A 21,295-nucleotide genomic window follows, 5' to 3' on the forward strand; every position below is an offset into this window, starting at 1 on the left:
CTTAATCCTTATTTTTTTCTAATGAAGCAATCACAGCATGTGCTGCAACTGCAACCCCAGTTACACATAAAACACCTATACCAATTTTATCCGAAATATTATCAGCACCTAAGCCATAAACCGTATCAAATAATCTTCCTGCCATTACTTCTTCAAAAGGTCCCATTGTATCCCAAAAATCAGGTTCAGAACAACCTATACATCCATGTCCTGCTTGAACTGGCCAAGAAGTATGTTGATTAAATCTCTCTTTAGAACAATTATTAAAAGTATAAGGGCCTTTACAACCTACTTTATATAAGCAATATCCTTTTTTAGCACCTTCATCACCAAATTGATGAACAAATTCCCCCGCATCAAAACGACCTCTTCTTTCGCAAAGATCGTGTATTCTTAATGCATATGCCCATTTTGGTCTATTATATGCATCAAGTGCCGGTAATGTTTGATATAGTATATAATGAATTACATTACCTATAATATTTTTTTCACTTGGAGGACAACCTGGAACATTTATAACCGTTTTATTAGTAATTTTACTTAAACTTACAGAATTACTTGGATTTGGTCTTGCAGCTTGTATACCACCAAAAGCTGAACAGGTTCCTATAGCAAAAATAGCCAAAGCGTTATCACAGGCTTGCTCTGCTATTTGTTTACCACTTTTACCATGTGGTCCTATTGTTAAATAATGCTCAGTATCTCCTGTTGGTATACCACCTTCTACCATTAAAATATATCTACCTTTATATTTTTCCATAGCTGATTCAAGATTATGTTCAGCTTGCCAACCTGCAGCATTCATAATGGTTTCATGGTATTCTAAAGAAATATGATCAAAAATTAAACTATCAATTGTTGGTGCATCAGTTCTTAATAAACTTTCAGAACATCCTGTACATTCAGCCATATGAAGCCAAATTACTGGAAGTCTATCACTAAGCTCGGCAGCTCTTGCAACTATTGGAGTAAAGCTAGCAGGAAGTGCCAAAAAGGCTGTCATTGCACAAGCCCATTTCATAAAATCTCTTCTTGAGAAACCTGATTGCTCTAAAGCTTTAGAAATTGAAATCTCATTCTTCAAAAGAGGAAGTTTTTCTAATTCGTCTAAACGGCGATTAAAAATATCTAAATCACTCATTTGTTGTTCCTTAAAATATAGAATATCATTTTAAAGTTTATGATATTTAATGTTAAGAATAGATAAAAAATAATAATTTTTTGCCAAATATACGATTTGTTTATAATTTAATGTTATTTAGGATAATATTAGTCTAAAATAAGCAAGTTTTAACTTGCTTATTTTTTTGTTATAACTATATCATTTTCATTTGCATCTATGATTAATTCATCATTTGCACTTAACTTATCTTCTAAAATCATTTCACTAAGCTTGTCTTCTACCATATCATACAATGCTCTTTTTAATGGTCTAGCACCAAAATCAACATCAAAACCAACTTTTGCTATTAATTTTGCTGCTTCATCACTTAAACTTGCTTTAATATCTTTGTTTTCAAGATTATTTTGTAAAGTTTTAAACAATAATTTTACAATCTTTTCAGCTTCGTTTTCTCCCAATGGATTAAAAGTTATAATATCATCTAATCGATTTAAAAATTCAGGTTTAAAAAAACTTCTAAGTGCTTCTTTAATTGCTTTTTCTCTTTCTTCGCCTTTTAGCTCCATAATAAAATTTGCACCAATATTTGATGTTAAAATAATAATAGTATTAGTAAAATCAACCGTAATACCCTTACTATCAGTAGCCCTACCATCATCTAAAATTCCCAAAAGGACATTAAACACATCCTTATGTGCTTTTTCTACTTCATCAAACAAAATAACACTATAAGGTTTTCTTCTAACAGCTTCTGTTAATTCACCACCTTCTTCATGACCTATATAACCAGGAGGAGCTCCTAAAAGTCTTGATATGCTATGTTTTTCCATAAATTCACTCATGTCAAATCGTATCATAGCTTTTTCATCATCAAATAAGAACTTAGCCAAAGCTTTAGCACTTTCTGTTTTTCCAACTCCTGTTGGTCCTAAAAATAAAAAACTTCCTATAGGCTTAGTTGCTTGATTAAGACCTGCTTTATTGCGTTTTATAGCTTTAGCTAAAGCACTTAAAGCTTCATCTTGACCAACTACGCTTTCTTGCAAATGCTCTTGTATATGTAAAAATTTTTGTTTTTCAGAAGTTAACATTTTTTGCACGCTAATTCCTGTCCACTTACTCAAAATTCCAGCTACTAAATCCTCATCAACTTGATGTTTGAGTAAAACTCCATCTTCAGTCATTTTTTTCCATTTATCTTCTAAATTCAAAACCTCTTTTTCACATTCTGGTATTTTTCCATATTCTATTTCAGCTGCTTTTTGAAAATCACCTTTATTTTTAGCAAATACTGCTTCATTTTTTAAAATATCTATCTCTTTTTTCTTAGCACTTATTCCGTTAAAAACAGATTTTTCGTTTTCAAAACGAGAATTTAATCTTGCTTGTTCTTCTTTTAAATTTGCAAGTTCCTTTTTGATTTCTTCTAGTCTTTTTTCATTGGTATCATTATCTTCCATTTTCAAAGCTTCATTTTCTACTTCTAAACTTTCAATTTGTTTTTTTACTTTTCTTAATGAATTTGGCTCACTTTCTATTTGCATTTTAAGTTCAGCAGCTGCTTCATCTATTAAATCTATTGCTTTATCAGGTAAAAATCTATTTGCTATATAACGCTTAGATAATTTTGCTGCTGCCACCAAAGCACTATCATTTATACTTACATTATGATGAATTTCAAGTTTTTCTTTTATACCTCTAAGCATTGCCAAAGCTTCATTTACACTAGGTTCAGCTACATTGACAGGTTGAAATCTTCTTTGTAATGCTGCATCTTTTTCAAAATATTTTCTATATTCTTTTAAGGTTGTAGCACCTATAGTATGAAGTTCACCTCTTGCTAGAGCAGGTTTTAAAATATTTGCTGCATCCATACTACCTTCACTAGCACCAGCTCCTACAATAGTATGAATTTCATCTATAAATAAAATTATATTTTTATGTTTTACAACCTCATTTACAACAGCTTTTAACCTATCTTCAAATTCACCTCTATATTTTGCTCCAGCTATTAAAGCACTCATATCTAAAGCTATTACTTTTTTATTTTGCAAAGAAGTTGGGACATCTTTTTTTACTATTCTTTGAGCTAATGCTTCTACAACAGCAGTTTTTCCAACACCTGGTTCACCTAGTAATATAGGATTATTTTTAGTTTTTCTTATTAAAATTTGCATTAGTCTTTGTATTTCTTCTTCTCTACCAATAACAGGATCAAGTTCACCATTACTTGCTTTTAATGTTAAATCTATACCAAATTTTGATAAAGAATCTAAAGTTTCATCACTAGTTTTATTTTCTATTTTAACCCCTGCTCTAATTGATTTTAATTCTTTTATAAAATCATTTATATTTAAAAATCTAGATAAAATGTTTTTTATAGGACTATTTTCACTTTCTGAAATCAACCACATATCTACTGCTAAATAATTATCTTTATTTTCTATAGCAAGACCCTTAGCTTTTTCTAAAGAATTTATAAAATCATTTGAAAATTTTATATTTTCTTTATTTACATTTGAACTTGTAGGAAAAGTTGATATATTGCTTTTAATTTCCAACTCAAAAGCTTCTTTAGATACATTTAATTTATTAAAAACTTGATTTAACAAACTTGAGCTATCAACACTTAACGCCCATAATAAATGCAAAGGTTTTATTTCACTATTCTTAGAATGTATGGCCAAAGATACTGCACTTTCTATATTAGAAAGCATAGAATCTGTTAAAAAATCTTGTATATTTGCCATTTTCAACTCCTTAATATTATCTTTTATATATAATGTATTATATAACTTTAGTCTATTATTGTCAAGTTTTTTTAGTTATATTTATAAATATTTTTTTATATAATAACACTAATGATATAAAAATATTCGTATATTTACAATATTTTAAGCAAAAATAAATAAAATACAAGTATTAATATTTATTGTATTGGAGTTTTTCTTGAAAACAAAAAAAAATCTTCTAATTGTAGCTAGTCTTTGTAGTTTATTAGTGGCATCTTTTATTTTTACCAATCTACAAGCTAAAAATCAACCCCAAAGTGAGGCAGAAAAAAAAATCGAAGCTTTGTCTAAGCTAACTAGAACAATGTCTATCATAGAACAATATTATGTTGATGATGTAAATTATACAGATTTAGTAGATAAATCCATAGCAGGATTACTTACAAATTTAGATGCGCATTCTTCGTTTTTAGATGAAAAAGGCTATAAAGAATTAAAAGAACAAACTAACGGAGAATTTGGTGGACTTGGCTTTACTATCACACAAAAAGATGGAGCAATTAGCGTTGTAGCACCTATTGAAGGAAGTCCAGCAGACAAAGCAGGAATAAAAACTGATGATATTATCTTAAGAATCAATAATGAATCAACCTTAGGGATGACTTTAAATGAGGCAGTTTCTAAAATGCGTGGAGAACCTAAAACAAAGGTTACCTTAACAATCTATAGAAAAGGTGATATTAAACCTTTTGATGTTAATTTAAAAAGAGATATAATAAAAGTGGATAGCGTTTATGCTAAGTTGATAGAAAATGAGAACATGCTTTATTTAAGAGTGACTAATTTTGACAAAAATGTAGTTGATGAAGCAAGTAAGGCAATTAAAAACAATTCTAATGTAAAAGGTATTATTTTAGATCTTAGAACAAATCCAGGTGGTATATTAAATCAAGCAGTCGGTTTGGTAAATCTTTTTATAGATAAAGGAATAATTGTTTCTCAAAAAGGAAAAATTGAAAACGAAAATGTAGAATTTAAAGCAAATCCTAATAAAAAAATTACAGACGCACCTTTAGTTGTACTTGTAAACGGTGGAAGTGCTAGTGCAAGTGAAATAGTAAGTGGTGCTTTACAAGATTTTAAACGAGCTATTATTATAGGCGAAAAAACTTTTGGTAAAGGTAGTGTTCAACTTATTTTGCCTATGGATGAAAAAGGTAAAGAAGGTTTAAGGCTTACAATAGCAAAGTATTATTTACCAAGTGGTAGAACAATACAAGCTGTAGGTGTTAGTCCTGACATAGAAGTTTTTCCAGGAAAAGTAAGTAAAGAAGAAAATCATGGTTTTGAAATCAAAGAAAGTGACCTTAAAAAACATTTACAAGCTGAACTTAACAAAATCGGACATCAAGATAGTAAAAAAGATAATAAAGAAAATAAAAATATTATCACTAAAGAACAAATTAACAATGATATACAACTTAAAACTGCAATAGATGTAATTAAAATTTTAAATATCACAAAAGGAGAGTAAAAATGGCGACAAAATTAGATCTTTTATATGAAGGAAAAGGAAAAAAAATGTTTAAAACTGATGATGAAAATCTTCTCATCACAGAATTTAAAGACGATTTAACAGCTTTTAATGCAGAAAAAAAAGGAAATGAAGCAGGAAAAGGGGCATTAAATTGTAAAATAAGTACTGAAATTTTTCATCTTCTAGAAAAAGAAGGGATTAAAACTCATTTAGTTGAAACTATCGGAGAAAAAGAACAATTAGTAAAAAAATGCAAAATTATCCCCATTGAAGTTGTTACAAGAAATGTCGCAACTGGTTCCCTAACTAAAAGATTAGGTATTAAAGAAAAAACTATTTTACCTTTTGCATTGGTTGAGTTTTGTTACAAAAATGATGATTTAGGCGATCCTATTATTAATGATGAACATTGTTTAATATTAAATTTAGTCAAAAGCGAGAAAGATTTAGAATTAATTAAAAATACTGCAAGACATATTAATTCTATCTTAGTTAAATTCTTTGAATCTAAAGGCTTAAGACTGATTGATTTTAAATTAGAATTTGGAATTGATAGTGAAGGAAATATGATTTTGGCAGATGAAATTACTCCTGATTGTTGTAGATTTTGGGATAGTAAAACCGATGAAAAATTAGACAAGGACCGCTTTAGACAAGACCTAGGCAATGTAAAAATGGCTTATGAAGAAGTTTTGAAAAGAATTCTAAATTAGGATTTACTAATGAAAGTAATTGTAAACATCACATTAAAAAATGGAGTGTTAGATCCTCAAGGCAAAGCTATAGAAAAGGCTTTGCATTCTTTAGATTTCAATAATATTTCTAATGTTAAAACATCAAAACAAATTAGCTTTGATATAGCTTGCAACAACAAAGAAGAAACTTTAAAGCAAGTAGATTTAATGTGTAAAGAATTGCTTGCAAATACCGTGATAGAAGACTATGAGATAATACTATGAAAGTAGCTATTATTCGTTTTCCAGGAACAAATTGTGAATTTGATACAGCTTATGCTTTTGAAAAACTAGGGGTAAAAACAGAAATCATTTGGCATGAAAGACAAGACTTTAGTGCAGATTTAATCGTTTTACCTGGAGGATTTTCTTATGGAGATTATCTAAGATGTGCTGCTATTGCAAAACTTGCTCCTGCTATAAAAACACTTAAAAAACATGTTCAAAAAGGTGGTTATGTTTTAGGAATATGCAATGGCTTTCAAATTCTTTTAGAGCTTGGACTTTTAAAGGGAGCTATGAAGCACAATAACAGTTTAAGTTTTATTTCTAAAATGCAAACACTACAAGTAGTATCAAACAACAACGCCTTTTTAAAAAATTTCCAAAAAAATGATATTATAGAACTCCCTATAGCTCATGGCGAAGGCAATTATTTTAACGATGATGATAGTATTAAAATGCTTGAAGATAAAGATATGATACTTTTAAAATATATTAACAATCCAAATGGCTCTTTAAATGATATAGCTGGAATTTGTGATGAAAATAAAAAAATTTTTGGACTTATGCCTCATCCTGAAAGAGTATGTGATGAAATTCTTGGATCTAACATAGGACTTAAAATGTTTGAAGGATTTTTACATTGATAAAAACTTTTAAGTTTTTCTGTATTTTTTTTCTTATTTTAAATCTATATGCACAAGAAAATAGCGTATTTGAAGATTATAATACTTTAGAAAAAAATTATCATTCTTTAGGTGAACAAGAAAAGGAAATTTATAAAACTATAGCTCCAAGTTATGAAAATGATTTTGAAAAAAAAATCAATGAAGATAGTTTTATTCCCCAAGGATCTTTGGTTTTAAATACAAAAGATTACGCTGAAGAAGTCTATATAGATGAAGTATTTGCAATTGATCTTGAGGTTATCACAACAACAAAGATTACATTTGATTTGAATATAAGTCTTGATAAAAATGAAGATATGCTTTGGATTAATCCAAATCCTATATGGGATCAAAAAGCTAATTCTTATTACACTAGATTATGGTTTGTAGCAAAAAATCTTAATGCAAATTTAAACAAAATCACCGTTTCATTAAGTAGAAATGATCGTATTTTTCAAAGCTCATCTTTAATAATTAAACCTATCAAACTTAAAAAAATTGATGCTCCATCAAACAAATATTCTCATATTGTTGCAAACAATTTAGAGGTTAAACAAGTTAAAGCTAGTAACTTTGACAATGAAAATATGATAGTTTTTATTGAACTCTTAGGTGAAAATACCAATTTGGCAGGTTTTAATTTAAAAGATATTCAAAAACAAGGCGTAGAAGCTATAAAAGGTGAATTTGATAAACAAAGCGGATTTTATTACGCTATTTTAGACAAAAGTAAAACTCGTTTTGAATTTTCCTATTTTAATCTTAATTCTAAAGAATTAAAGGATTTTTCACTAAAAATAGAACTAAAAGAAGATAGCGTTAGCACGCAAAGTGACTTAAACCCCAAAACAAATGATTTTAATTTTTACAAACAAATATTTTTTTGGATATTATGTGGAATACTTGCTATATGGTTTGTATTTAAAAAAAGCTATATTGCCCTAGGATTAGCCATTTTAACACTAATTGCAAGTTTTTTAACACAAAATAGTATATACAAAGCAGTGTTAAAAGCAGATAGCAAGATTCAAATTTTACCAACACAAAATTCAACTCATTTTAATTCTGGAAAATATCAACAAGAAGTTGAAGTAGTTGGTTCTAGAAATGATTATAAAAAAATTTTATTTACAAATGGAAAAATAGGCTGGGTTAAAAGTGAAAATTTATCAAAAATTTAAAGCTTTGATCTTTTGGATAGAATTTATTATTTCTATTATATTTTTGTGTATATTTTTCATATTAATACACTCTCAAGAAAAAATATGGAAAATTAGGAAATTATGGGCGAAATTACAAAAATATGTTATAAACTATAAAATTCGAATACAAGGTTTTATACATCCAGAGACTAATTTATTTTTAATCAATCATCAAAGTTTGTTAGATATAGTAGTTTTAGAAGATTTATGCCCAAAAAATATATCTTGGATAGCCAAAAAAGAATTAGGGGAAATTCCTATTTTTAAAACACTGATTAAAAAACCTAAAATTATTTGCATAGATAGAAGTCCTAAAGGTTTAGTAAAACTTTTAAAAGAAGCCAAAGAGAGATTAAAAGAAAAAAGAATTTTAGCTATTTTCCCAGAAGGAACAAGATCAAAAACACAGAAATTATTAAAATTCAAAATAGGAGCTAAAATTTTAGCCGAGAAATTAAATTTAAAAGTTCAACCTGTAGTAATAGTTGATTCGGCTAAAATTTTAGATACACAAAATTTTAATGCAAAAAGCGGAGTTTTAAAAGTAGTGTTTTTAGATCTTGTAGATACAAGTAAAGAAAATTGGTTAGAGCAAACTAGAAAAAAAATGCAAGAAATACTAGATAAAGAAAGGTTGCAAAATTGATTAACACTATATTAGCCGTAGGTTTTGGAGGTTTTTTAGGTGCAGTTGCTAGGATGCTAACTAGTAATTTTATCAGCAAAAATATTCCTCATAATTTTCCCTATGGAACTTTAATGGTAAATATTGTAGGTTCATTTTTAATAGGTGTATTATTCTCATATGCTAATTCAAAGGGTATGCATACAATTACAAAAAGCTTTATTAGCACTGGATTTTTAGGAGCTTTCACTACCTTTTCGACTTTTTCTTATGAGAATTTACTATTTTTACAAGGCGGTAATTATTTTCATTTTTTATTAAATGTAATTTCTAATATAACATTTTGTCTTCTAGCAGTTTGGCTAGGATATTTAATTTTTAAATAAAGGAGAAAAAATGCAATTTCAAACAGAAGTAAATCAACTTTTACAATTAATGATTCACTCTTTGTATTCTAACAAAGAAATATTTTTAAGAGAACTTATATCAAATGCAAGTGATGCACTTGACAAACTCAGTTACTTATGCGTGAGTGATGATGCATATAAAAATTTAAAATTCGAACCAAAAATTCAAATTAATTTCAATCAAGATGCAAAAACACTAACCATAAGTGATAATGGTATAGGTATGAATAAAGAAGATTTAATCAGTCATCTTGGAACCATAGCAAAAAGTGGCACAAAAAGCTTTTTAGAAAATTTAAGCGGAGATGCGAAAAAAGACTCTCAACTTATTGGACAATTTGGAGTTGGCTTTTACTCTGCTTTTATGGTGGCTTCTAAAATAGAAGTTTTAAGTAAAAAAGCCCTAGATAATAATGCTTATCTTTGGACTTCTGATGCAAGTGGTTACGAAATAGAAGATGCTAAAAAAGATGAGCAAGGCACTTGTATAACTTTACATTTAAAAGATGAAGAATTTTTAAATTCGTATCGCATAGAAAGTATAGTAGAAAAATATTCCAATCATATACAATTCCCTATTTTTATGGAAAAAGAAGAGTATTTGCCGTTAAAAGAAGGTGAAAAAGAACCTAAAAAAGAATTAAAAAATACTCAAATTAATACAGCAAGTGCTTTATGGAGACAAAACAAAGCAAGTTTAAAAGCTGATGATTATGAAAAATTTTATGAGCAAAATTTTCATGATTCAAATAAACCTATGCTTTATATCCATACAAAAGCTGAAGGTTCTATAGAATATAATTCATTGTTTTTTATACCCGCTCAAGCTCCGTTTGATTTATATAGAGTAGATTATAAAAGTGGTTTAAAACTTTATGTAAAAAGAGTTTTTATAAGCGATGATGATAAAGAATTATTACCAACATATTTAAGATTTGTGCGTGGTATTATCGATGTTGAAGATTTACCGCTTAATGTTAGTCGTGAAATTTTACAAGAAAATAGAATTTTAAAAAGTGTTCAAGAAGCAAGTGTTAAAAAAATCCTAGCTGAACTTAAAAAATTCAAAGAAAAAGATAAAGAAAATTATCTTAAATTTCATGAAAATTTTGGAAAAGTTTTAAAAGAAGGCTTGTATGGTTTTGGTGAAAACAAAGACGCTATAGCTAAGCTTTTATACTTTAAAAACTCAAATAAAGAAGAATTAATTGATCTTGAAGAATATAAACAAAACTTAGCTGAAGGTCAAAATGAAATTTTTTATATTAGTGGAAAAAATGAAAAACTTTTAAGAAACTCTCCACTTCTTGAAAGCTATAAGCAAAAAAATATCAATGTTTTATTGCTTGATGAGGAAATTGACACCATAGTTATGCCCATGATGAATGAATTTGAAGGCTTAAAATTTAGTGCTATCAACCATCTAGCCAGTGAAGAAATTAGTGAAGAGCAAAAGGCTGAATTTGCAACCTTGCTCATCAAAATTAAAGAAGTTTTGAAAGATGAAGTAGAAGAAGTAAAACTTAGCCAAAGACTTTCAAATAGTCCAAGTTGTATTGTTTATGATCAAAATAAACCTGATTTTGCTATGCAACAAATTCTTAAACAAATGGGACAAGAACAACAAGTTAAACCTATACTTGAAATCAATCCTAATCATGAAATTTTAAAAGCACTAAAAGAAAATGATACTCTTACTAATGAAATGGCACACATACTTTTAAATATGGCTAAACTTAGCGAAGGTATGGGTATAGACAATCCAAGTGAGTTTAACAATGCCTTAAATAAAATCATCTCTAAGGCTTTAGGAAAATGAAAAATATAGTTATTTCTAAAAATATTTTAGAAAATTTTTGCATAATAGATGTAAGAACTCCTAGTGAATGGAAAAATGGAGTTATCAGTAATGCTCATTTGATAGCACTTTGTGATGACAATGGAAATATGAATGAAAAATTCATCGATGAATTTAAATCTAAAATAGATTTTAAAAACCAAAATATAGCTTTTGTATGTGCTACAGGCTCAAGAAGCAAACATACTGCTATGATGATTGAAAATACGCTAGGAATAGAATGTACTAATCTAGATGGTGGTATGACAGCACTTTTATCACAAGGCTATGAAACTACAAAAAAGGGAGATTAATTATGAAAAAATTATTTTTATATCTAGTACTTTGTACTAATTTTGTTTTTGCGGAAGTAAAAAATGTTAATATCAACGCTGATATTTTAAAAAATTATCAAATTATCGATATAAGAACTCCAAGTGAATGGGCTCAAACTGGCATGATAAAAGGAGCTATAGGGATTAGTTTTTACAACGAAAATGGTAGTTTAAATGAAAATTTTATACAAGAAGTAAAAAATGTTTCAAGCAATAAACCCATTGCAATAGTTTGTAGAAGTGGTGCTAGAAGTACTAAAGCTTCTGCTTTGTTAGATCAAAATGGCGTAGAAGTTACTAATCTAACAGGTGGTATGAATGCACTTTTATCACAAGGCTATGAAACTACAAAGTAAGTCTTCCTTGACTTACTTTTTCTTTGGTCTAAACACAGAAATTACTTCTTCGTTATTTTCTATATAAGCTCCACCTATTAAATCTATACAATAAGGAATAGCAGGAAATATAGGCTCTATACACTCTCTTATAGCTTTTGGATTGCCTGGTAAATTTATTATTAAAGATTTCCCCTTTATGCCTGCACTTTGTCTAGAAAGTATAGCAGTTGGGACATATTCTAAGCTTTTAGCACGCATTAATTCTCCAAAACCAGGAAGCATTTTATCACATACTGCTTGGGTGGCTTCTGGTGTTACATCACGTAGAGCAGGTCCTGTACCTCCTGTAGTAAAAATCAAATCACATCTTACTTCTTCTGCTAAATAAATTAATTTTTCTATGATCAAATCATACTCATCAGGAATTAACTCATAATAAAAACTTTTTTCATTCTTTATATATGAATCTAAAATTTTTTCTATTTCCACACCTGATTTATCTTCATAAATTCCACTACTTGCTCTATCTGAAAGAACCAAAATTCCTATTTTTATCATTTTCATTCCATTATCACTTTTTCTACATCGTATTTTTCTAATTTTTCATTTTCTAAAAGTATATTAGCTAATTTTATTACTTTGTTTTTCATTAATTCTAAAAAACCTTTTACCTCCTGCTTTTGATCTTGCATCAAGTTTTCACTTGCCATTCCAAAATTTTCCATAAAAGTTAGTATTTCTTTGATTTTTAAAAAATCACTTTGTGCATTGGTATAGTTTTCATTAAAGATAAGTTCCATAGCTATTGAACCAGCTAAAAATACTTTTATTTTATTTAAAAGCTCAGATTTTGATTTGATGGTATTTTCGTATTCTTTAAATCTATCTTCTACCAAGGTAATTTTCTCAAATTTCACATCAAAATAAAAAGCACATAAAGCTTTTGCTGCCTGATAAGTTGCTTGAATCTTTCTCTCATTATCGTTTAATGAAAAAATCTTTTTCTTACCCATTAAAACCTTGTTTAAAACCGCAAAAAAATCATTTTCCTCTATAAATTCAGATTGTCTTCTTATAGCATTAATCGCTGCTTCATTAACTAAAGTTTCCAAAGCTGCCCCACTAAAACCCACACTTACTTTTGCTATTTTTTCTAAATTAACATTAGATTTTTTCTCTCTCATATAGTTTTGCAAAATATGCATTCTATCTTTAAAATCTGGCAAAGATATGAAAATTCTTCTATCAAAACGACCCGATCTTAATAAAGCATTATCCATAAGATCGATTTTATTTGTAGCTGCCATTACTATAACACCACTATTATCTTCAAAACCATCCATTTGTGTTAAAAGCTGATTTAAAGTGTTATCTCTTTCTACATTTGAAAAATCCCCTCTACTTTTACCAACTGCATCTATTTCATCTATAAAAATTATACTTGGTGCTTGTGATTTAGCTTTTAAAAAAAGCTCTCTAACTCTTTTAGCCCCCATTCCTACATAAATTTCAACAAAACTTGCCCCACTTTGATAAAAAAACGGCACCCCTGCTTCACCCGCTACTGCCTTAGCTATCAAAGTCTTACCTACACCAGGAGGACCCACAAGCAAAACACCTTTTGGCATTTTAACACCAAAATTTTTATATTTTTGAGGATTTTTTAAAAAATCTACAATTTCCAAAAGCTCGACTTTAGCTTCATCTACCCCTGCTACATCTTTAAATTTCACATCACTTACAACTGCTTTTACAGTATTTTTATGTTCGTTTTTTTCTAAAATATTTTTTTCTAAAGAAAGTAAATTTTGTCTATCTTTATTTTTTTTGTTTAAAAAAAGTAGAAAACTAACAAGAAAAGCAAGTAAAATCAATATTAAAATAATTTCACTTAAATTATAATTTTTTGTATATTCTATAGGAATTTTTTGCCATAAAGCATTTAAATCTACTACATCTTTAGTAATTAAAAACTTCCCTTCTTTACTTTTAAGCAATACTTCATTATCATCTACTATTGCTTTTTGGATTAAATTATTTTCCAAAAGCTCATCATATACACCTTTGCTAATATATTCAGGCTGATTTTTAATTACACCTATAATCAATAAAATACAAAGTAATAAAAATGAAGCTAAAATAATCTTTTTATTTTTCATCTTCTAACCTTATAAAATTACACTCTTCTAAGCAATCATAGTCTTTTATATATATCCATTGTTTTGCAATATCTTGCTTAGTTTTTATTTTGATCTTATTAAAAAATTGATCATAACCTTCATAAAAACCATCTTTTTTACTCTCGACTAAAATTTCTAAAGTCTTTTTTTGCTCTTTTCTAAACTTATAATTATTTTTCGCGACTATATCTTTTAAAATATTTAATCTTTCTTTGGCAATATCTCCGTTTATACGCTCATTCATAGAAGCAGAATGCGTTCCATCACGCGGAGAAAAAATAAAAGCGTGAATATGTGTTAGATTAAAGTGTTTAAAATTTTCTAAAGCTTCTTGCCATATTGTTTCACTCTCTCCAGGGTGAGCTACGATAAAATCAGTCCCCAAAGCAAATCCTTTTTGACTTAACTCATTAAATAAAACTAAATCATTTTGAGTATGCGATCTTCTACGCATAATGCGTAACATTTTTTCATGAGTGTGTTGCAAAGCGATATGCAAATGTTTCTCTAGCCAAGGCTCATCTAAAATTTCTTTAAAACTTTCATCAATTTGAGCAGGCTCTAAACTCCCAAGTCTTACTCTTTTAATTCCATTAATTTTACCTATTTCTTGAAGTAATTTCCCAAGAGTAGTTTTATCTTTTAAACCATAGCTTCCTATATTTGTCCCTGTTAATACAACTTCACTATAACCATTTTGTGCTAAAAGTTTGATTTGCTTGATAATTTCTTCACTTGGCACACTTCTTGATTTACCCCTAACACTAGGGATTATGCAATAACTACAAGCAAAATCACAGCCCTCTTGAATTTTCACAAAAGCTTTAGTATGATTTTCATAATTACTTACTATTTTTGTATCAATAAATTTTAAATCCCCTATTTCATAAAATACCTTATCTTGCGAAATTAGCTCATTTATTTTATTTTTGTTAGAAGCACCTAATACTCCAAAAATTTCTTTTTTATCAAAAAAATCCCTACCCTTGCTTATAGCACCACAACCTGTAAGTATAACTTTAACACCATTTTTTTTCACGCTGTTAATATAATTTCTAAGACCACTATCAGCACCATTTGTAACAGTACAAGAATTTATTACTATTACATCAGCATCTTGTTCATTTTGGGTAATTTCATGATCTTTGATATATGTTTTTAACAATTGTGTGTCATAGATATTTGTTCTACAACCAAAAGTTTTAAAATATATCTTTTTTTTCAAACACTTTCCTTGTTTTCTATAAATTCATGTTTTGCCATATAAAGATTTTGTGATGGATAAGCTATTTTAATATCATCATGTTTATTAAATTCATTGATAATCTCTTTACTGATATTGCTTCTTAAAACTAAGGCTGCATAAGAATTTGTCATATACCATGCAGAAATTCTCATACCATAGCCCTCTAAAAATGTAAAAAATCTCGGCTCTACTTTAGGATTTCTAATGCTATATTCATTTCTTAATTTACTCATAGATTCTTTAGCTATTCTAGTGTAACCTTTGGAAGCCTTAATCACTATATCTTCTACTATTTCCAAAGCTTTTTTGTAATTTGAATCAAAAGTTAAAGTAATATCAAGTCCATCCCATACGGTTTTTACTCCATGATGAGTATAATTTGATATAAGATTTGTAAAAATAAAATTATTTGGTATAAAAATTATTCTACCGCCTCTTCGATTATCAGTATAAGTTAATAGCGAAATATCCTCATAAAGAGTAATTCTTAAAAAAGAAATATCTATAATATCTCCGATATAATGTGTATTATTTTGAAAAACTTTCACTCTATCACCTACTCTAAAACTACCACCAAAAACTATCACACACCAACCAAGCATAGACATAAACATATCTTTCATTGCAATAGCCAAACCAGCAGAAGCAAAACCAAGCACAGTAACTAAATAACTAATATTTTCTATATAACCAAAAAGCAAAATCAAAATAATTACATTGATATTAATAAAATTGATGATTTTATTTGCCGTATAAAAACGCTCATTATCGCCTATATATTTTCTTGCTATAAATTTGAGCAAAAATGCTATAGCTATAACGATAACAATAGCCAAAACTATATTAAAAGCCCTAATACCTTGTATTTTTATAGAAGCTGTAGTTTTATCAATCTCTTCTTGGATTTTTTTTTCATAAACAGAATATGAAATTTCGCCAAAACGCAAAGTCTGTGTAAAATCTTTTACTATTTTATTAGAAACTTTCAAATGTTCTTGATGCTCTTTGCTTGGATCTAGTTTAGTTATTTCTGTGATTAAAATATTTTCTTTTTCGAGTTCTTGTAAAGTTTGTTTGAAACTGTTTAATAAATTTATATAATCTTCTTTATCACGTCTTAATTTTTTTATATGCGAATAAGCAGAAATAATAGCCAAAGGATTAGTAATACTTTCCATTTTATCTACTTCCTCAGGAGCTAAAACCATTTTGGTAAAATTAGTGCTTTTATATTCACTTAAAAGCTCTAACCTTTCTTTTAAAATTAAAATTTGCTTTTCTATGATATTTTTATTACGCTCATTAGCTTTTAAACTTTCTTTTTCTAAAGAGATAATTTCATCTAATGTTTTTTTATAAATATTAAAATTATTATATTTAATAATCCAAGTGTTATAAGATAAACTAGTATGCAATTCATCTAATTTTTGATCTAAATGTTTTACATCTTCTTGTGCAAATAATACAAAAAGCGGCAAAAACAATGCTAAAATTATTTTTTTCATATAAAGACCTTTAAAGTTTGCATAATGTTTTCTTTAGAAATATCATTTTTAATACACGCCTTTCCTAAACCACAAGGTAAGATGAAATTTATTTTTTGATGGTGTGTTTTTTTATCTAAAAAAAATGCTTCATAAAATTCATCTACATTAAGAATTCTATAAAATATTGGTAATTTAAATTTTTTAAGTAGGTTGGCTACTCTTTTGCATTCATATTCATCTAACAATCCCAAATCAACAGCCAAAGTATTTGCCATATTCATTCCTATGGCTACAGCTTCACCATGTAAATAAGTCTTGTAATAAGTTTGATTTTCTATCACATGTGCAAAAGTATGACCATAATTTAAAAGCATTCTTAATCCACTTTCTTTTTCATCTTGTGAAACTATATTAGCTTTAAGTTCTATACTTTTTTGAATAATTTTTGCAAAAATTTCATCATCTAAGCTTGCATTTAAAAATTTATTTTCATCTAAATTTTCTAAAAAATCTAATATTTTTTCATCAAATATTACCGCCATTTTGATAAATTCAGCCATACCAGCAGCTAGTTCCCTTGAGGTTAAAGTTTTTAAAAACTCACTTTGACAATACACTGCTTTTGGCTGATAAAAAGTACCTATTAAATTTTTTCCAAATTTATTATTAATTCCAGTTTTACCACCCACACTTGCATCAACACAAGCTAGTAAAGTTGTAGGTATATTTATAAAATCAATCCCTCTTTGATATATACTTGCTACAAAACCACCCATATCAGATACCACTCCACCGCCAAAGCTTATAAGAAGACTTTTTCTATCAAGCTTATAACTAAACATTTGCTCTAAAATATATTCTATGGTTTGTAGATTTTTGTATTCTTCACCATCTTTTATTTTTACAACAAAAAGTTCTTTAGCTTGAATTTTTTCTAAAAGTGTATTTAAATGAAGTTTAGCTATTGTTTCATTTGTTAAAACCACTACCTTAGTGTCAAAACATAATCTTTCCAATTCATTTATATGGACTTTATAACTTGCATTTTTATCTAAATTAACATCAACTTGCATAATTTTCTCACAATGATGGAATAAATAATTGATAATTTTTATTCATTTTATAATATATCGTATTCAAATCTGTTTTTAAAATTTTATTAAAATTGCTACCCAAAATTTTTTCATTAAATGGAACAAAATGCAACACATTTTCTTTATAAGAAAAAGTGTTAATAGGATTATGTTCTTTTTCTTCTATTAAAAGTAATTTTTCATCATGGAGTTTTGAGAGACTTTCAAAATACTGATGATATTCAAAAATTTCAGCTTTATTTAGCTTTAATGCATAATAATACAAAGAAAGTCCTAGTTGAATTTGTTTATTAAAATCAAGCATTATAGAAGCAATTCCTTCAACATCTTCAAAATTTGAACTCAACACCACAGAAGATTTTAAATCCGCAAAACTACCCTTACCTGCTTTTAAAATAGGAATTTTTAAAGTGAAAAAGAAACTTTTTTCCTTTTCAAAAAGATAATCTTCTACAACCATCAAACCTATATTTGTATTTTCAACAAAAGTTTTTATATTTTTTATATTTGTATCTTCAAAATCAAATATTACTTCAATACTACTTTTATGTAAGGATTTAAGCTTATAATACATCGGTGTTAAAGTAGGATTTACAACTTTAAAATAAAGTTTTTTACTATTAATCCTCACATGTAAAAGCAAACTAGCAAAAATAAGTTTTTCTATAGCATACTCACTCATTTTTTTCATATCGATAACACAAAGTATATTATCTCCAAATGGCGAAGGAAAACGCCCAAGACTTGTTTTTACATTTGTAAAAACACTTTGTAAAACTTTAGGATCACCCACGATTAAAATACTATCATTTGGCATTAAAATAAGCCCAGGTCGTGCTAAGATAAATTCATTATTTCTATAAACCATTACGATTTTAAATCGTTTTTGACTAATAGAGCTTATATGTCTATAGGCAAAGCTTGATCCTGCGGGAATTTTTACTTCCATAATCTCACCCTGTCCAAGTCCTATAAATTGTGCCATAGAAGGCATATTATCCAAGCAACCGGTTAATCTTATACTTAAAGTATCATATATATTTACAACTTCACAAAAATTATCATCAATTTGCATATTCCACAAATCCATGATAACTATACTTAATCTTGAGTGTATTTTTCTTAAATTTTGATAACAAGCTAATGTATCAGCTTTATCTTGCATATAAATAATAGCTTGATGGAAGTTTTCTTTTAATAAGCTTTCTAATTTCACCAAACTAGTAGGATCAAATTTATAAAAAGATATTTGCTCATTTTCTAGACTTAAATCAACACTTTCATCATTATAATATACAACACTCAAAGATTCTTTAAATGTTTTATTGCTATGAATTTTTCTTAAAAAATCTTTTGCAAAAACTCCATCAGCTAATAATAAAATTTTATTCATCTATACCTCTAAAATACAAAATATAATTATAGCAGATATAGTTTATATTTTAGAGTTTTGTTCTAGGGTGTTAAAAATACACCCCACCACTTAAATATAATTTCATTCTATGATCATCATCTAATTTGTATTTGTGTAATGCTCTTGCTCCATCAAGTTTTATATAATACTCATTAGCTTTATTATAAAGTATTTGTAAGCCTAGTGCATCTAAAAAATGATCATCTACTAATCTATTACCTGAATCTTTTTCATACCAAGCATAACCTATATCATAAAAGGGAGTAAAATAAAAATTAGTATTTGGTATATTTATTCTTATACCAAAGTTAGCTACTATAGTATTATCTCCATCACCTTCTCCATTATCATAAGCTCTTACTCCATAAGCTCCACCCAAAGATGAACTTTCAGAAGAATCAAGCTCAAAATTCCCTAATACCTTTTGATAGTTTATATTAACAGTATGAGTAATATATTCATTAAAACTATAATAATTATTCAAACTAGCATTGAGTTTTCTAAACCAACCAAAGCCATTACCACCACTTTTAGATGTATCTCCAAATACAGTAGTTCCATCATCTTTTACCTTACCTATGCTTATTTTAGCACTATAACTTAAGGTATTGTTTTCAAAGCCTCTAAATAAACCTTCTAAACCCATACTTCCTACATTAGAACTTTTATCAAAGGTTAAAAGATCTAAGGTTACATCACTAAGTATTTTATGATATATACTAGAAGTTATATAAAAAGATGAATTAGTATTAATCCATATAGGATAAGAAAAATCTATACCAAAATTCCTAGAAGTACCACTAAAACCTAAACCCTCATATTCTCTTCCTAAATAATAAGTTCCTTGAGATATACTAGGAGTAATTTTTAAATTACCTACAAAGAAAGTATAACTTGCTCCATAATTGATTTGTTTTTCATCACTAGATTGTAAGTAAAAATTATAATAATCTCCCATATTAAGTATAGAATTAAATCCCATACTAATACCAGCTCTATATTCTCCTGCACTCTTAATACCATAATTATCACTATATATTAATACATTAGCCTTAGTATCAGGTTCTACTTCTATAAGAATATCAGTTTCACCTACATTCTCTCCTGCTTGCAAACCTGCTAAGGTTTGAAGTCCATACATTTCATTGACTTTATATACACTATCTTCTATTAATTTAGTAGAAATGATTTTACCTTTGATTCTTTGATTGAGCTTACTTTCTAAAAAATGATCTTTTATAGTAGTTTTATTTTTTATTATATACTTACCTAATACTCCTAAAGAAATATTAACTTGAATGTTTTTTCCATCAAATTCTTGTTGAGGAATATAAGCTGTTGCTGCAGGATAACCATTTACTTGAAAATAATAAGCAATGATATTAGATATATCTTGTAAATCTTGTAAGCTAAATCTTCTTGTTTTAAACTCACTCACTAAGCTTTGTAAATCTTCTTCTTTAATACCTAGTTTTTCAAAGCTAGTGTTTTCATTAGTAAGAACAAATTTATATTGAGTGAGTATTTTTTTATTAGTAGTAGTATTGGTTAAATTAGTATTATTAGTAGTAGTATTAGCTTTATTGTTTGAAGTATTATTATTTATATTAGTATTATTTTCTTTGGTAGTATTGGTTTTATTAGTAGTATTAGAATTAGTTTTATCTTTTGTATTAGAATTAGTATTAGTTTTATTATTGTTTGTATTAGTGGTTGGGTTGGTATTAGTTTGATTGTTTAAGTTATTAGTAGATGATTTAGCTTTTTCATCTTCTTGTTTAAATTTTTCTTCTAATTCTTGTTTTTTTTCTTCAAAGTCTTTTTTAGCTTCTTGGCTTTTTTTATAATCATCTTGGGTTTTTAGATTTTCTTTGATAGCTTTGTTTTGAGGGATGTTTTTATCAGGGGATAATTCTATAATTTTTCCTATATCATTTTTAGTTATAGTGATACTTCCATTATTAGCATAAACTAAAGAACTAATTGCTATGGTGCTAAGTAAAAGTTTTTTCATATTGGTTTTTTCCTTTATTTTAATTAATCTTTTATTTTAAAGTTAAGAGTTTTTGTTTTTTTATTTATTTGTTTTTAATTATATAAACTACTAAAAATTA

At 27.6% G+C, this 21,295-nt stretch carries 19 protein-coding genes; 10 read left to right on the top strand and 9 right to left on the bottom strand.

Annotation, left to right across the window (positions count from 1 at the left end; translation table 11 throughout):
- Position 1: 1 nt before the first annotated feature.
- The gene (locus tag CAQ16704_RS04180) at positions 2-1,141 is read right to left on the bottom strand and encodes a [NiFe] hydrogenase, small subunit (RefSeq protein ID WP_039667013.1); all 1,140 of its coding nucleotides are present in this window, start codon (positions 1,139-1,141) and stop codon (positions 2-4) included.
- A 158-nt stretch (positions 1,142-1,299) separates the two neighbouring features.
- Positions 1,300-3,873, bottom strand: a complete 2,574-nt coding sequence (locus CAQ16704_RS04185; RefSeq protein WP_039667014.1) for an ATP-dependent Clp protease ATP-binding subunit — start codon at positions 3,871-3,873, stop codon at positions 1,300-1,302.
- Between the two features lie 199 nt (positions 3,874-4,072).
- Between CAQ16704_RS04185 and CAQ16704_RS04190 the strand changes: the two genes are divergently transcribed.
- Genes CAQ16704_RS04190 through CAQ16704_RS04235 form a run of 10 tightly spaced genes read left to right on the top strand, consistent with a single transcriptional unit; the run spans position 4,073 to position 11,778 of the window.
- Positions 4,073-5,389 (top strand): S41 family peptidase, encoded by a 1,317-nt coding sequence (locus CAQ16704_RS04190; RefSeq protein ID WP_039667015.1) that lies wholly within the window; start codon positions 4,073-4,075, stop codon positions 5,387-5,389.
- Between the two features lie 2 nt (positions 5,390-5,391).
- On the top strand, positions 5,392-6,105 hold the full coding sequence (gene purC, locus CAQ16704_RS04195) for a phosphoribosylaminoimidazolesuccinocarboxamide synthase (protein ID WP_039667016.1): 714 nt from the start codon (positions 5,392-5,394) through the stop codon (positions 6,103-6,105).
- Positions 6,106-6,114: 9 nt separating this feature from the next.
- Positions 6,115-6,351, top strand: coding sequence for a phosphoribosylformylglycinamidine synthase subunit PurS (gene purS, locus CAQ16704_RS04200; protein ID WP_039667017.1), 237 nt, complete (start codon positions 6,115-6,117; stop codon positions 6,349-6,351).
- The gene (gene purQ / locus CAQ16704_RS04205; RefSeq protein ID WP_039667018.1) at positions 6,348-6,995 is read left to right on the top strand and encodes a phosphoribosylformylglycinamidine synthase subunit PurQ; all 648 of its coding nucleotides are present in this window, start codon (positions 6,348-6,350) and stop codon (positions 6,993-6,995) included. Before purS ends, purQ begins: the two co-directional genes overlap by 4 nt.
- Positions 6,992-8,197 (top strand): hypothetical protein, encoded by a 1,206-nt coding sequence (locus CAQ16704_RS04210; protein WP_052244996.1) that lies wholly within the window; start codon positions 6,992-6,994, stop codon positions 8,195-8,197. Before purQ ends, CAQ16704_RS04210 begins: the two co-directional genes overlap by 4 nt.
- Complete coding sequence (locus CAQ16704_RS04215; protein WP_039667019.1) at positions 8,175-8,864, top strand: lysophospholipid acyltransferase family protein; 690 nt, start codon at positions 8,175-8,177, stop codon at positions 8,862-8,864. Before CAQ16704_RS04210 ends, CAQ16704_RS04215 begins: the two co-directional genes overlap by 23 nt.
- Complete coding sequence (gene crcB / locus CAQ16704_RS04220; protein ID WP_039667020.1) at positions 8,861-9,229, top strand: fluoride efflux transporter CrcB; 369 nt, start codon at positions 8,861-8,863, stop codon at positions 9,227-9,229. Before CAQ16704_RS04215 ends, crcB begins: the two co-directional genes overlap by 4 nt.
- A 10-nt stretch (positions 9,230-9,239) precedes the next feature.
- Positions 9,240-11,069: a molecular chaperone HtpG gene (htpG, locus tag CAQ16704_RS04225; protein WP_039667021.1), complete on the top strand. Its 1,830-nt coding sequence runs from the start codon at positions 9,240-9,242 to the stop codon at positions 11,067-11,069.
- Positions 11,066-11,401, top strand: coding sequence for a rhodanese-like domain-containing protein (locus CAQ16704_RS04230; protein WP_039667022.1), 336 nt, complete (start codon positions 11,066-11,068; stop codon positions 11,399-11,401). The genes htpG and CAQ16704_RS04230 overlap by 4 nt, the downstream gene beginning before the upstream one ends.
- A 2-nt stretch (positions 11,402-11,403) precedes the next feature.
- Positions 11,404-11,778 carry a rhodanese-like domain-containing protein gene (locus tag CAQ16704_RS04235; RefSeq protein WP_039667023.1) on the top strand — a complete coding sequence of 125 codons (375 nt, stop codon included), beginning with the start codon at positions 11,404-11,406 and terminating at the stop codon, positions 11,776-11,778.
- Between the two features lie 12 nt (positions 11,779-11,790).
- Here CAQ16704_RS04235 and mog read toward each other — a convergent pair whose 3' ends face one another.
- The 7 genes from mog to CAQ16704_RS04270 form a co-directional block, all read right to left on the bottom strand.
- Positions 11,791-12,324 carry a molybdopterin adenylyltransferase gene (mog, locus tag CAQ16704_RS04240; RefSeq protein ID WP_039667024.1) on the bottom strand — a complete coding sequence of 178 codons (534 nt, stop codon included), beginning with the start codon at positions 12,322-12,324 and terminating at the stop codon, positions 11,791-11,793.
- Positions 12,321-13,919, bottom strand: coding sequence for an integral membrane ATP-dependent zinc metallopeptidase (locus CAQ16704_RS04245; protein WP_039667025.1), 1,599 nt, complete (start codon positions 13,917-13,919; stop codon positions 12,321-12,323). The genes mog and CAQ16704_RS04245 overlap by 4 nt, the downstream gene beginning before the upstream one ends.
- On the bottom strand, positions 13,909-15,165 hold the full coding sequence (gene mtaB / locus CAQ16704_RS04250; RefSeq protein WP_039667026.1) for a tRNA (N(6)-L-threonylcarbamoyladenosine(37)-C(2))-methylthiotransferase MtaB: 1,257 nt from the start codon (positions 15,163-15,165) through the stop codon (positions 13,909-13,911). Before mtaB ends, CAQ16704_RS04245 begins: the two co-directional genes overlap by 11 nt.
- Positions 15,162-16,691: a mechanosensitive ion channel family protein gene (locus tag CAQ16704_RS04255; protein WP_039667027.1), complete on the bottom strand. Its 1,530-nt coding sequence runs from the start codon at positions 16,689-16,691 to the stop codon at positions 15,162-15,164. Before CAQ16704_RS04255 ends, mtaB begins: the two co-directional genes overlap by 4 nt.
- Positions 16,688-17,746 carry a 3-dehydroquinate synthase gene (gene aroB, locus CAQ16704_RS04260; protein ID WP_039667028.1) on the bottom strand — a complete coding sequence of 353 codons (1,059 nt, stop codon included), beginning with the start codon at positions 17,744-17,746 and terminating at the stop codon, positions 16,688-16,690. Before aroB ends, CAQ16704_RS04255 begins: the two co-directional genes overlap by 4 nt.
- Before the next feature lie 7 nt (positions 17,747-17,753).
- A complete protein-coding gene (locus CAQ16704_RS04265) occupies positions 17,754-19,160 on the bottom strand; it encodes a COG3400 family protein (RefSeq protein WP_039667029.1) in 1,407 nt (468 codons plus the stop codon).
- A 70-nt stretch (positions 19,161-19,230) separates the two neighbouring features.
- Positions 19,231-21,195 carry a ShlB/FhaC/HecB family hemolysin secretion/activation protein gene (locus tag CAQ16704_RS04270; protein WP_039667030.1) on the bottom strand — a complete coding sequence of 655 codons (1,965 nt, stop codon included), beginning with the start codon at positions 21,193-21,195 and terminating at the stop codon, positions 19,231-19,233.
- Positions 21,196-21,295: the final 100 nt, after the last annotated feature.

This window comes from Campylobacter sp. RM16704 (assembly GCF_000816245.1).
GTDB lineage: Bacteria > Campylobacterota > Campylobacteria > Campylobacterales > Campylobacteraceae > Campylobacter_D.